At 63.2% G+C, this 12,927-nt stretch carries 13 protein-coding genes and 1 pseudogene; 7 read left to right on the forward strand and 7 right to left on the reverse strand.

Translation table 11 applies throughout. The features are described from left to right. The first annotated feature begins 1 nt into the window (after position 1). Positions 2 to 1,021, forward strand: a complete 1,020-nt coding sequence (gene galE, locus KMZ29_RS22975; RefSeq protein WP_215621340.1) for a UDP-glucose 4-epimerase GalE — start codon at positions 2 to 4, stop codon at positions 1,019 to 1,021. Positions 1,022 to 1,069: 48 nt separating this feature from the next. Here the strand turns inward: galE and KMZ29_RS22980 are convergent. Then, positions 1,070 to 1,522: pseudogene (locus KMZ29_RS22980) on the reverse strand (EAL domain-containing protein); the annotation flags it as partial. A gap of 141 nt (positions 1,523 to 1,663) precedes the next feature. Here KMZ29_RS22980 and KMZ29_RS22985 point away from each other — a divergent pair. From KMZ29_RS22985 to KMZ29_RS22995, 3 genes are read left to right on the forward strand one after another with little or no spacing between them, the layout of a single operon-like run. Next, the gene (locus KMZ29_RS22985) at positions 1,664 to 2,716 is read left to right on the forward strand and encodes an Ldh family oxidoreductase (RefSeq protein ID WP_215621341.1); all 1,053 of its coding nucleotides are present in this window, start codon (positions 1,664 to 1,666) and stop codon (positions 2,714 to 2,716) included. 31 nt (positions 2,717 to 2,747) lie between these two features. Further along, positions 2,748 to 4,115 (forward strand): LLM class flavin-dependent oxidoreductase, encoded by a 1,368-nt coding sequence (locus tag KMZ29_RS22990; protein ID WP_215621342.1) that lies wholly within the window; start codon positions 2,748 to 2,750, stop codon positions 4,113 to 4,115. A gap of 13 nt (positions 4,116 to 4,128) precedes the next feature. Further along, the gene (locus tag KMZ29_RS22995) at positions 4,129 to 4,923 is read left to right on the forward strand and encodes a fumarylacetoacetate hydrolase family protein (RefSeq protein WP_215621343.1); all 795 of its coding nucleotides are present in this window, start codon (positions 4,129 to 4,131) and stop codon (positions 4,921 to 4,923) included. Positions 4,924 to 5,003: 80 nt separating this feature from the next. Here KMZ29_RS22995 and KMZ29_RS23000 read toward each other — a convergent pair whose 3' ends face one another. From KMZ29_RS23000 to KMZ29_RS23025, 6 genes are all read right to left on the reverse strand, one after another. Next, a complete protein-coding gene (locus KMZ29_RS23000; protein WP_215621344.1) occupies positions 5,004 to 5,861 on the reverse strand; it encodes a D-amino-acid transaminase in 858 nt (285 codons plus the stop codon). 166 nt (positions 5,862 to 6,027) lie between these two features. Next, the gene (locus tag KMZ29_RS23005; protein WP_215621345.1) at positions 6,028 to 6,759 is read right to left on the reverse strand and encodes an amino acid ABC transporter ATP-binding protein; all 732 of its coding nucleotides are present in this window, start codon (positions 6,757 to 6,759) and stop codon (positions 6,028 to 6,030) included. 10 nt (positions 6,760 to 6,769) lie between these two features. Next, a complete protein-coding gene (locus tag KMZ29_RS23010) occupies positions 6,770 to 7,462 on the reverse strand; it encodes an amino acid ABC transporter permease (protein WP_215603515.1) in 693 nt (230 codons plus the stop codon). Positions 7,463 to 7,467: 5 nt separating this feature from the next. Further along, the gene (locus KMZ29_RS23015; RefSeq protein ID WP_215621346.1) at positions 7,468 to 8,199 is read right to left on the reverse strand and encodes an amino acid ABC transporter permease; all 732 of its coding nucleotides are present in this window, start codon (positions 8,197 to 8,199) and stop codon (positions 7,468 to 7,470) included. 95 nt (positions 8,200 to 8,294) lie between these two features. Continuing rightward, the gene (locus KMZ29_RS23020) at positions 8,295 to 9,206 is read right to left on the reverse strand and encodes an amino acid ABC transporter substrate-binding protein (RefSeq protein WP_215621347.1); all 912 of its coding nucleotides are present in this window, start codon (positions 9,204 to 9,206) and stop codon (positions 8,295 to 8,297) included. After that, positions 9,203 to 9,451, reverse strand: coding sequence for a hypothetical protein (locus KMZ29_RS23025; protein ID WP_215621348.1), 249 nt, complete (start codon positions 9,449 to 9,451; stop codon positions 9,203 to 9,205). Before KMZ29_RS23025 ends, KMZ29_RS23020 begins: the two co-directional genes overlap by 4 nt. 344 nt (positions 9,452 to 9,795) lie before the next feature. Here KMZ29_RS23025 and KMZ29_RS23030 point away from each other — a divergent pair, with 344 nt between their 5' ends. The 3 genes from KMZ29_RS23030 (at position 9,796) to KMZ29_RS23040 (ending at position 12,927) form a co-directional block, all read left to right on the forward strand. Beyond that, a complete protein-coding gene (locus KMZ29_RS23030) occupies positions 9,796 to 10,749 on the forward strand; it encodes a tripartite tricarboxylate transporter substrate binding protein (protein WP_369810151.1) in 954 nt (317 codons plus the stop codon). Positions 10,750 to 10,920: 171 nt separating this feature from the next. After that, complete coding sequence (locus KMZ29_RS23035) at positions 10,921 to 11,406, forward strand: tripartite tricarboxylate transporter TctB family protein (RefSeq protein ID WP_215621350.1); 486 nt, start codon at positions 10,921 to 10,923, stop codon at positions 11,404 to 11,406. Positions 11,407 to 11,418: 12 nt separating this feature from the next. Next, a complete protein-coding gene (locus KMZ29_RS23040; protein ID WP_215621351.1) occupies positions 11,419 to 12,927 on the forward strand; it encodes a tripartite tricarboxylate transporter permease in 1,509 nt (502 codons plus the stop codon).

A 12,927-nucleotide genomic window follows, 5' to 3' on the forward strand; every position in this document is an offset into this window, starting at 1 on the left:
CATGAGCGATCGTCCGGCGATTCTGGTTACCGGTGGCGCGGGCTATATCGGCTCGCATTGCTGCAGGGCGCTGGCGAGGGCCGGCTATCATCCGGTCGTGTTCGACAATCTTTCGACCGGCCACCGCAGCTTCGTCGTCGGCTCACTGGTGGCAGGCGACCTGGCCGACAGGGCTGCGCTGGCGCGCGCCTTCGCGCAGCACGATATCGTCGCGGTCATGCATTTCGCGGCATCGAGCCTGGTCGGCGAGTCCGTCGCCGATCCGCAGAAATACTACCTCAACAACCTGGCCGGCACGCTGTCGCTTCTGGACGCGATGCGCGAGGCCGGCTGCAATCGCCTGGTGTTTTCCTCGACCGGCGCGGTCTACGGCAACGCCGACAGCAAGGCCTTGCCCGAAAGCTATCCCTGCGCGCCGATCAATCCCTACGGCGCATCGAAATGGATGATCGAGCGGGTGCTCGCCGACTATCGCAGCGCCTATGGACTGGGATCGTTTGCGCTGCGCTATTTCAACGCCAGCGGCGCCGATGCGGATGGCGGCATCGGCGAGTTGCGCGACAACGAAACCCACCTCATTCCCCGCGCGATGATGGCGCTGCAGGGCCACGTGCCCGATTTCGCGGTGTTCGGCGACGATTACGGCACGCCGGACGGCACTGCCATCCGCGACTACATCCACGTCACCGATCTGGCGGCGGCGCATGTGCTGGCGCTGAAACTGCTGCTGCAGGGCCATGGCGGCGGCGCTTTCAATCTCGGCACCGGCACCGGTTTTTCGGTGCGCGAGATTCTCGGGGCGATCGCAGCCGAGACCGGCCGCGAGGTACCGCATGTCGTCAAGCCGCGGCGATCGGGCGATCCGACCTACCTGGTCGCCGATCCCGCGGCGGCGCGCGAAACCCTGAAATTCCGCGCCGCGCATTCCGATCTCACAACCATCATCCGCAGCGCCTGGGCGTGGCACCGCAAGGCTCACCCGCTGAAGGCGGACGCACCCGTGCTGTCTCCCGCCGCCTGAGTTCCCCGCGCAAGACGAGATATCGCGGATGCGGCCTGACGCCGCCCGTCAACGCGCCGCCTGCGCGGCGGCGCGTCTCGGTCGCGACCGCCGGGTCGATTTCTCTGCGGCGTCGCCGGCTGCGGGCTGCAGCGGCGGCGAGACCAGCACCGGCGCCGATCGAAGCAGGCTGGCCAACTGCCGGGGCGGCAACGGCTTGCTGAACAGATAGCCCTGCATCTCATCGCAGGCGTGATCGCGCAGAAACGCCTGCTGTTCGGGCGTCTCCACGCCTTCGGCAACGACCGTCATTCCCAGCGCCTTGCCCATGCTGATGATCGCCTGCGCGATCGCCTGATCCTCCGAATCCTTCGGCAGATCGCGGACAAAGGAGCGGTCGATCTTGATGGTGTCGATCGGGAACTGCTTCATCAGGGACATCGACGAATAACCGGTTCCGAAATCGTCGATCGCAAGCCGGATGCCGCGGCTCTGGATGGCGTCCAGCACCTTGATCGCCCGGGCCCCGCCCGTCCGCCGAGACGCTGCAGTGCACCCTAGAATTTGCGAGGAGGTCATTGCTATCGGGCCACCGCTTTGAGACCATACCGCCTGCGACAAGAAGCAAGACCCGCCTCCCGCGCGGGCGTTGAAGAGGACCCCATGCCCATTGTCCAGGCCGACCGTCTCACGCGGATTGGTGCTGCGCTGCTCAGGGCAGCCGGCGCGTCGGACGAGGAAGCCGGCGCGGTGGCCACCGGCTGCGTCAATGCCAACCTCACGGGTCATGACTCTCATGGGGTGATCGCGATCCCGACCTATATCGACCGCATCAAGGCCGGGCACATCGTTCCCGGCGCGAAATGGACGATCGAACAGGAATCGCCGACCACGACCGTGATCGATGGCCACTGGGGGTTCGGCTTTCATGTCAACGCCAAGGCGATGGCGCTGACCATCGAAAAGGCGAAAACGGCGAATGTCGCGGCCTGCACCGTGTTCCGGCAAAGCCATGTCGGACGGCTCGCCGCCTATCCGCTGATGGCCATCGAGGCCGGCATGATCGGCATCGCCACCGCCGATTCCGGCCGCTCGCCGAAGATCGTCGCGCCATACGGCGGCCGCGAGGCGCGGCTCGGCACCAATCCGATCTCCATCGCGGTGCCCTCGGATCTCGCGGCGCCCTTTTATCTGGATATGGCGACCTCGGCGGTCGCGGCGGGAAAGATCGCGCTCGCCGTTTCCCGCGGTGAAGAAATTCCGAAGGGGTGGATCGTCGACAGCGAAGGACGCCACACCACCGATCCTGGCCAATACCGCGAGGGCGGTGCGCTGCTGCCGCTCGGCGGCACCGAGGGCTACAAGGGAAGCGGCCTCGCCGCCATGGTCGAGGTGCTGTGCGGGCTTCTGACCGGCTTGGGGTTCGGCGTCGAGCCGACCGGACGGCATAACGACGGATGCTTCATGGCGGTGTTCAACGTCGCCGCATTCCGCCCGCTGAAGGACTTCAAGAAAGAGGTCGCCGAATTCGCGCGCTATCTGAAGGAAACGCCGCCGTCGGAAGGTTCGACCGGCGTATTCTATCCCGGCGAGGTCGAATATATCCGCGAGCAGCAGCGCAGAATCGCAGGCATCGAGATCGAGGACGCGACCTGGGACAAATTGCGCGCGCTTGCCGGCGAATACAAACTCGCCACCGAACTCGATCTGGCATGACAATCAATCCGGCCGGCACTGGGAGAACAGCATGACACGGCAAATGGTGATGGTGGGATTCCTGCAGGCGCAGAACTGCACCAATCTGCCGAGCTCATGGCGCCATCCGGAATCGCGCGACGACTCGATGTCGGCGGACTACTATCAAGAGATCGGCCGGATTCTCGAATCCGGCAAATTCCACATGGCGTTCTTCGACGACCGGCTGGCGATGCCGGACCGCTACGGCAACGATCACGCCCATACCGTCGAATACGGCATCCGTTGCGTGAAGATGGATCCCGTCATCGTGTTGACGGCGATGGGCATGGCGACCGAAAAGCTCGGCCTCGCCGCGACCTGCTCGACCACCTATTACGAACCGTTCGATGTCGCCCGCCGCTTCGCCACCCTCGACCTGATGACCGGCGGCCGCGCCGCCTGGAACGTGGTGACGTCGATCAACGACGGCGAAGCCCACAATATGGGAAAGGACGCCCATCTCGAACATGATTTCCGCTACGACCGCGCCGACGAATTCATGGAGGTGGTGCTCGGCCACTGGGATACCTGGGAAGACGGCTCGCTGCTGATCGACAAGAACAGCGGCCGGTTCGCCGATCCCGCCAAGGTCAAGCGGCTCGATCACAAAGGAAAATTCTTCAAATCGCGCGGGCCGTTCACGGTGCCGCGATCCCCGCAGGGCCATCCGGTCATCATCCAGGCTGGCGCCAGCGGCCGCGGCCAGCGTTTTGCGGGGCGCTGGGGCGAAGTGATCTTCACGGCGGCGCGCAATCTGGCGGGCGCCAAAGAGGGCTACAGCGCGGTCAAGAACGAGGCCGCCAAGGCGGGCCGCGATCCCGACCACATGTTCCTCTGCAACCTGACGACGCCGGTATGCGGCGCGACCAAGTCGGAGGCCGAAGACAGGATGGCCCTGATCGAAAAGCTGCCGCTGGAAATCGACGCGCTGTCGCTGTTGTCGGAGGGACTGAACTACGACTTCGCCTCCAAGGGCATCGACGAGCCGCTGACCACGGAGGAACTGCAGGGCATGCAGGGCATCCTCGGCATCCGCGACGGCGTGCTCAAGACCTCCGGCAAGACCAATCCGAGCGCGCGCGATTTCGTCACGTTCAGCGGTCGCGGCCAGACCGCGGACGCGATCGTCGGCGGACCGAAGGAGATCGCGGACAAGTTCGAAGAGATGTTCATCGGCGGCGGCTGCGACGGCTTTGTCATCGCGGCCACCTGCGTGCCGGGATCCTATGCCGACTTCGTCCGCCACGTGGTGCCGGAACTGCAGCGGCGCGGCCTGTTCCGGAAGGATTATGCCGGCAAGACCCTGCGTGAAAATCTCGGCCTGCCGCGTCCGCCGGCCGGCGCATGGAAAACCAGGCCGCAGGTCGCGGCCGAATAAGAAGGATTGCAGGATGCGCTGGCTCAAATTCACCGCCGCGGGAGAGACCTCCTGGGGGATCGTGGAGGGTGACCGCGTCATTGCGGTCGGCGGCGACCCCTTCGGCGAATGGCAGCGCACGCAGCAAACCCATGCGCTGAGGGACGTCAAAATCGAGCTGCCGCTGGTGCCGCGCACCTTCTATTGCGTCGGCCTCAACTACCTCAAGCATCTCAAGGAAGCCGCCGACAAGGCCGGCACGGTTCCGAACGTGCCTGATAGGCCCGAGATCGGCTATCGCGCCCAGAACGCACTGATCGCGCATGACGAGGACGTCGTGATCCCGGCGACCGCCACGGAAAAGATCCATTACGAGGGCGAGCTGGTCGTCGTGATCGGCAAGAAGGCCAAGCACCTGACCGAGCGTGACGCGATGTCCTGCGTGTTCGGCTACACCATCGGCAACGACGTCAGCGAGCGGACCTGGCAGAAGGCCGATCGCGGGCTGTGGCGGTCCAAGAATGCCGACACCTTCAAGCCGATGGGGCCCTGGATCGAAACCGATGTCGACCTCGACAAAATGGAAACCATCGTCAAGGTCAACGGCAAGGAAACCGGCCGTTTCCGCACCAACGACATGATCTTCGGCATCGTGCCGTTCATCGTCGAGCTGACGAAATATTTCACGCTGTGGCCGGGCGACGTGATCTGGATGGGGACCGACGGCGCCTCGCCCGATCTGAAAGCCGGCGACGTGGTCGAGATCGAAATCACCGGGATCGGCACGCTGCGCAACAAATTCGTCAAAGAAGCGCCTGTTCGGTCCTGATTCCGGCATCCCGGATCGCCTTGCGCCGGCGCTTCTCCTCGCCGCGGACATCGCGGTCACGCTGCAGGCAGTATGAAAATTCACACCGCGGTGGCCTTGGCGAAATCGACATAGATTTCGCGCAAACGCTTGGTCATCGGGCCCGGTCTGCCGTTGGCGACTGGCTTGCCATCGATGGTCACCACCGCCTGCACGAATACGGTGGCGCTGGTGATGAAGGCTTCCTTGGCCGCCAGCGCCTCCGCGACCGTGAACGGCCGCTCCTCGACGCGCAGCTGGCGCTCTTCGGCGAGCGCGACCACCGCCTTGCGGGTGCAGCCCGGAAGGATGGCGGAAGAATTTTGCCGCGTCACGATCACATCATCCTGGGTCAGGATGAAGCAGGACGACGACCCGCCCTCGGTCACCTGGCCGTCCTCGACCATCCAGGCCTCGCCGGCGCCGGCTTCCGCCGCCGCCTGTTTTGCAAGCACCTGCGCCAGAAGGGCGACGCTCTTGATGTCGCGCCGGGCCCAGCGGATATCAGGCACGGTGATGACGCCGATGCCAGTCTTGGCCGATTCCGCATTGACGATGTCCTTGACCGACGTGAACATGATCAGCGTCGGCTTGACGCCTTTCGGAAAGGCGAAGTCGCGCCCGGTGTCGGCGCCGCGTGTCACCTCCAGGTAGACCATGCCGTTGACCAGGTTGTTGCGCGCGATCAGCTCCTTCTGGATTTCCTGGATGCGATCGGTGGTCTCCGGCAAGGCCAGCGCGATCTCGCCGACCGAACGCTGCAGCCGCGCCAGATGCGAGGCGCTGTCGATCAGCTTGCCGTCGAGCACGGCTGCGACTTCGTAGATGCCGTCGGCGAACAAAAAGCCGCGATCCAGTATCGAGACCTTGGCCTCTGACATCGGCACAAACGAACCGTTGACGTAAGCGATCTGTTCCAAGCGGGCTCTCCTGTAGGGGGGAAGCGGATTTGCGGCGGTTATATACGCGAATTATTAATGACCATAAACCCTCGGACCGTCATTCCGGGATGGTCCGCAGGACCAGACCCGGAATCTCGAGATTCCGGGTTCGCGTCTTCGACGCGCCCCGGAATGACGCGTGAGACTAATGCGACAGGATCTTGGACAGGAATTTCTGCGCGCGGTCGCTGCGGGGGCTGCCGAAGAAGTCCTCCTTCAGCGCGTCCTCGACGATTTCGCCCCTGTCCATGAAGATGACTCGATGCGCGACCTTGCTGGCGAAACCCATCTCGTGGGTGACCACCATCATGGTCATGCCCTCGCGGGCGAGGTCGACCATGACGTCCAGCACCTCGCTGATCATTTCGGGGTCGAGCGCCGAGGTCGGCTCGTCGAACAGCATGGCGATCGGGTCCATCGCCAGCGCCCGGGCAATGGCGACGCGCTGCTGCTGGCCGCCGGACAGCTCGGCCGGATATTTGCGCGCATGCTCCTTCAACCCGACCCGCTCGAGCAGTTTTTCGGCCTTTGCCACTGCCGCGTCATGCGGCCGGCCCAGCACCTTTTCCTGCGCCAGGCAAAGATTCTCGATGATCTTCAGGTGCGGGAACAGTTCAAAATGCTGGAACACCATGCCGACGCGGGCGCGCAGTTTCGGCAGGTCGGTCTTGGGGTCGTTGACCTTGATGCCGTCGAGGATGATTTCGCCGCCCTGGAACGGCTCCAGCGCGTTGACGCACTTGATCAGCGTCGATTTTCCCGAGCCGGACGGGCCGCATACCACCACCACCTCGCCCTTGGCGACGCTGGTGGTGCAATCCTTCAGCGCCTGGAAGCCGGGCCCATACCATTTGTCGACGTGTCTGATCTCGATCATGCGCGCTTCCCTAACGGACAATGCTGATACGCGCCTGCAGGCGCCGGACACCGAACGACGCAATGCAGGAAATGGCAAAATAGACCACCGCGGCGAACAGGTACATTTCGACCAGCCGGCCGTCGCGCTGCGCAACCTTGCTCGCCGCGCCGAGGAAATCCGGCATCGACAGCACATAGACCAGTGAGGTGTCCTGGAACAGCACGATGGTCTGGGTCAGCAGCACCGGCAGCATGTTGCGGAATGCCTGCGGCAGCACGACGTAGCGCATGGTCTGGGCGTAGGTCAGGCCGAGCGCATTGGCGGCGGCGGGCTGGCCCTTGGAGATCGACTGGATGCCGGCACGCATGATCTCTGAAAAGTACGCCGCCTCGAACATGATGAAAGTGACGAGCGCGGAGGTGAATGCGCCGACGCTGATCGGGCGCGAGGCGCCGGTCACCCATTGCCCCACATAGGGCACCAGGAAATAGAACCAGAAGATCACCAGCACCAGCGGCAACGACCGCATGAAGTCGACATAGATCCCGGCGATGCGGCCGAGCAGCTTGAAACCGGACAGCCGCATCAGCGCGATCAACGTGCCGAAGATGATCCCGCCGAGGGCGGAGAGCCCGGTCAGGGTCAGCGTGAACGTCATGCCGTCGAGGAAGAGGTAGCCGAACGAACGGCGGATAACGTCGAAATCGAAACTGGCGAACATGGCCGCTATTTCCCCGCGATGTAGCCGGGGATCGCCAGGCTGCGTTCGAGGAAGCGCATGCCGGTGACGACGACGATGTTGATCAACAGATACATCACGGTCGCGGCGGTGAAGGCCTCGAACACCTGGAACGAGAATTCCTGCATCGACCGTGCCTGGCCGGTCAGTTCGATCAGGCCGATGGTGATCGCGACCGCCGTGTTCTTGATGGTATTGAGGAACTCCGAGGTCAGCGGCGGCATGATAATGCGGAACGCGATCGGCAGCAGCACGTAGCGATAGGCCTGCGACGTGGTCAGCCCGAGCGCGGTCGCGGCCTGTTTCTGCCCACGCGGCAGCGAGGCGATTCCGGCTGCCAATTGCACCGCGACACGCGCCGACATGAACAACCCGATCCCGATCGCGGCGGTGTAGAACGGCGCGTTCGGGAGCTGTTTCAGCCACAGTCCCCAGCTTCGCGGCACCAGTTCCGGCAGCACGAAGAACCAGAGGAAGAGTTGCACCAACAGGGGCATGTTGCGGAAGAATTCGACGTAGGCGAAGCCGACCCAGGAGGCGGTCTTCGACGGCAGCGTGCGCAGCACGCCGATAATCGAGCCGAACGCCAGCGCGATGATCCAGGCGAAGATCCCGGTCTTGATGGTCAGCCACAGTCCCGACAGCAGCATATCGAAATAGGTGCCGGTCCCGCCCGGGGCCGGGTCGAAGAAGATGCTCCAGTTCCAGTTGTAATTCACGAGGTGCTACCGTCCGCTATGCCGCTGATACTTGCTCATGCAACGACCGTGCCGTTGCATGAGCAGTAGCATGATCATGCTTTGACGATAGAGCCCTATTTGTAGGAATCCGGGTCGGGAGAATCGGAGGGCTTGGCGAACTCGTTCTTCAGCTCCGGCCCGATCGGGACGTTCAGGTTCAGCCCCTTCGGCGGGATCTTCTGCGTGAACCATTTGTCGTAGATCTTCTGGCCCTCGCCGCCCTGATAGACCGCAGCCGTGGCAGCATCGACCACCTTCTTGAAGGCCGGATCGTCCTTGCGCAGCATGATGCCGTAGGGCTCGGGCTTGGAGAAGGCATCCTTCGAGATGACATAGTCGCCCGGCGCTTTGGATCCGGCAATCAGGCTCGCCAGCAGAATGTCGTCCATCACGAAGGCGACGGCGCGGTCGGTCTCGACCATCAGGAAGGCCTCGGCGTGGTCCTTGGCCGGGATGATGTTGACGTTGAGATTGCGTGCGGCGTTGGCCTCGGTGAGCTGCTTGATGTTGGTGGTGCCCGATGTCGAAACCACCGGCTTACCCTTGAGATCGTCGATCGAATTGATCTTGCTCGATTTCTTGGTGACGTAGCGGCTCGCGGTCAGGAAGTGGGTGTTGGTGTAAGCGACCTGCTTCTGCCGCTCGACATTGTTGGTGGTCGAACCGCATTCCAGGTCGATGGTGCCGTTGGCCAGCAATGGAATGCGGGTCGATGACGTCACCGGATTGAGCTTGACTTCGAGCTTGTCGAGCTTGAGCTCCTTCTTCACGGCGTCGACGATCTTGTAGCAGATGTCCATCGCGTAGCCGATCGGCTTCTGGTTGTCGTCCAGATAGGAAAATGGAATCGACGAGTCGCGGAAGCCGAGCGTGATCGCGCCGGTCTCCTTGATATTCTTCAGCGTGCCCGTAAGCTGCTGCGCCATCGCCGGTCCGGCGCATAGGGCGGCGGCGAGCGCGTAGCCAATCATCGCTTTACGTTTCATACGTGTTCTCCTTGCTTGGTGGGTGTCGACTGCTTGAAAATCTGGCCGTGGACCGGCGCAATGTAGCGGCGAAAGAGATCGTCCTTGAAGATGCCCGGCTCGCCCAGGCCGCCGCCGGCGCGCGATAGGAAAACCGCCAGGACCGCATCAGGACCGCCACGCGCAGGCGCCCGCTCGAGCGGCCCGGGAATTCCGGCAAACGCCTTGATCACCGCGGCGTCGGAGGGGTTCGGGGATGGCGTCATGCGCTTCAAGCAGGCGTTTTCCCGCAATGCCGACATTGGCGACTGAACGGAACGGACCCTTCCGATCCCCCATATCTATGACCGGAACGTCAGGCCATCGCAATGGGCCGTTTGGAGGACCCGCCGCGATACGCCGGGTCGCACCGGCCGGCGCGCATTTTCCATGGTGCGGCAGGCTTATTGTCGCACGCGCCGATTCCGGGAGGAATGCCGTCGGTACAGCGATTTACGCGCTTTTCTTCCCAATCGTTTTCGGGGAAGATCGCAGGAGCCACAACAATGCCGGTCCCGACATGAGCGGGTCCGCAAAGGGAGAAACCAGAATGTTTCGACGCAATCGTTTGATGATCGCCTTGGCGGCGGTCGGCATGCTGATGTCTGCCGGTGCCGGCGCGCAGGACTACCCGACCAAGCCGATCACCTTGATCGTGCCGTGGCCTGCGGGAGGATCGACCGACATCTCGATGCGCGCGATCGCAGACAGCGCATCCAAGATTCTCGGCCAGCCGATCACGATCGACAACAAGGCCGGCGGCAGCGGTACCGTCGGTCCGGCTACCATGGCGGCAGCCGCGAAGCCCGATGGCTACACCATCGCGCAAATCCCCATTACCGTGTTCCGCCTACCGCTGATGCAGGACGTATCGTGGGATCCCGCCAAGGACTTCACCTACATCATTCATCTCACCGGCTACACGTTCGGCGTCACCACCAGCGCCGAGTCGCAGTTCAAGACCTGGAAAGACGTGGTCGACTACGCCAAGCAAAACCCAGGCAAGGTGACTTACGCGACCCCGGGGGCCGGAACGTCGCTGCACATCGGCATGGAACAGATCGCGGGATTGGCGGGGATCAAGCTGACGCAGGTGCCGTTCAAGGGCGGCGCGGAGACCAATGCCGCGGTGCTCGGCCAGCACACCATGCTGCAGGCCGATTCGACCGGCTGGCGCCCGCTGGTCGACGCCGGCAAGCTCCGCCTCCTGATGGTGTGGACCTCGGCGCGGTCGCCGAATTTCCCCAACGTGCCGACGCTCAAGGAACTCGGCTATTCCATGGTCTACGATTCGCCGTTCGGTATCGCCGGACCCAAGGGCATGGACCCGAAGATCGTCGCCAAGCTGCACGACGCTTTCAAGAAGGCGCTCGATGATCCCGCCGTGATCGCGACGCTCGCCAAATTCGATATGGTTCCGAACTACAAGAATACCGAAGACTACAAGAAGTTCGTCGTCGAGGTCACCAATTCCGAACTCAAGGTGATCGAGACCCTCGGCATGGCGAAGAAAAAGGCGAACTAGATTCCAATCCGGGGAATGGCGTCATCCCTCGCGCGAGCGCAATCGCGCTCGTCGCGGCCGGCGCGAAGCCTCGCTTCGCGGCGAGCCTCGAAAGATGGACACGGGCACCGTCGCCCTTCTCGGGCTTCGTTACGCTTCGTCACCTCAGGGTGACCTCTGAAAGCATGATGCATGAGTAATGACAGCAACGTAAAACTCCGCCTCGACAATTCTGAACTGTGGGGCGGGCTGATCGGGCTGGCGCTGGGCGGTTTCGTCATCTGGTCGGGGCTGAAACTCAAGCTCGGCACCATCAACGATCCCGGCTCCGGCTATGTGCTGTTCTACACCGGCCTCCTGATCTGCGTGTTCGCCATCACCATCATTGTCGCGGCAGTGACCGAGGGCGGCCCGACCTTCGCCTCGCGCTGGAAAGACACGCGCTGGACCAAACCGCTGGTGGTCATCGCCTGTCTCATTGCGTTTTCATTTTCACTCAATACGCTCGGATTCCTGCTCTCCACGATACCGCTGATGTTGCTGCTGCTGCGCCTGATCGATCCGGTGCGCTGGTCGCTGGCCATTCCGATCGCCCTTCTCGCGCCGCTCGGGGTGTGGTGGGTTCTCAAGCGCATGCTCCTGATCCAGTTGCCCTCGGGCATCTTCGAAATCGGCTGACCGGACCCAATCATGGACGTACTTTTCAATGTCGCGCAGGGTTTTGGCGTCGCCCTGCAGCCGATCAACCTGCTCTACTGCTTCATCGGCGTCTTTATCGGCACGCTGGTCGGGGTGCTGCCCGGCATCGGCCCGATTTCGGCGATGTCGCTGCTGCTCCCGATCACGCTGTCAGGAACGCCGGAGTCCGGCATCATCATGATGGCCGGCATCTATTACGGCTCGATGTATGGCGGCTCGACCACCTCGATCCTGGTCAACATCCCCGGCGAGGCCGCTTCCGTCGTGACCTGCATCGACGGCCATCAGATGGCCAAGCAAGGCCGCGCCGGTCCGGCGCTCGGCATCTCGGCGCTGGGCTCGTTCATCGCCGGCACGTTCTCGCTGATCGCCTTGATGCTGGTGGCGCCAAAGCTCGCCAGCGTTGCGATCGCGTTCGGGCCGGCGGAATATTTCAGCCTGATGGTTCTGGGGCTGGTGGTGTTGACCTTCCTCACCCAGGGCTCGATGGCGAAGGCGCTGTTGATGGCCTGCATCGGCATCGTGCTCGGCCTGATCGGATTGGACAGCATCACGGCGCAGCCGCGCCTGACCTTCGGCCGCATGGAGCTGATCGACGGCATCGGTCTCGTACCCGTGGTGATGGGCCTGTTCGGCGTCGCCGAGGTGCTGACCAATACCGAGCAGGTCATCAAGCGCGACATCATCAACGCCAAGATCACGCAGCTGTTGCCGAGCAAGGCGGACTGGAAAGCCAGCGCCGGACCGATCGGGCGCGGCACCATCCTCGGATTCTTCTTGGGGATCCTGCCCGGTGGCGGCGCCGTGATCTCTTCGTTCGCGTCTTACGCGCTGGAGAAGCGGCTGTCGAAGTCCCCGGAACGGTTCGGCAACGGCGCGATCGAGGGCGTCGCCGGCCCCGAGTCCGCCAACAACGCCGCCGCCGGCGGCGCCTTCATTCCGCTGATGACGCTCGGCATCCCGCCGAACGTGGTGATGGCGCTGTTGCTCGGCGCCTTTGTCATCCACGGGCTGCAGCCCGGCCCACTGATGATCACGCAAAACCCCGGCCTGTTCTGGGGCATCGTCGCCAGCATGTATATCGGCAACGTCATGCTGCTGGTGCTCAACCTGCCGCTGATCGGAATGTGGGTTCAGCTCCTGAAGCTGCCGTATAACATCCTGTTCCCGCTGATCATCCTGTTCACCATCATCGGCGTCTATTGCTCCAGCAACAACGTGTTCGACGTCTATGTCATGATCGCCTTCGGCGTGATCGGCTATTTCATGCGCAAGCTCGGCTACGAGCCGGCGCCGCTGGTGCTGGCCTTCGTGCTGGGGCCGATGCTGGAAAATAACTTGCGCAAATCGCTGATCCTGTCGCAGGGCGATCTCTGGACCTTCGTGCAGCGGCCGATCTCGGCGGCTTGCCTGGCGCTGGCGGTGGTGCTCCTGGTCGGCCCCTTGCTGCCATCGTTCCGCAAGAAGCGCGAACTGGTGGCGCTGGACGAGGGCGTGTAG

It is taken from the genome of Bradyrhizobium sediminis (assembly GCF_018736085.1).
GTDB lineage: Bacteria > Pseudomonadota > Alphaproteobacteria > Rhizobiales > Xanthobacteraceae > Bradyrhizobium > Bradyrhizobium sediminis.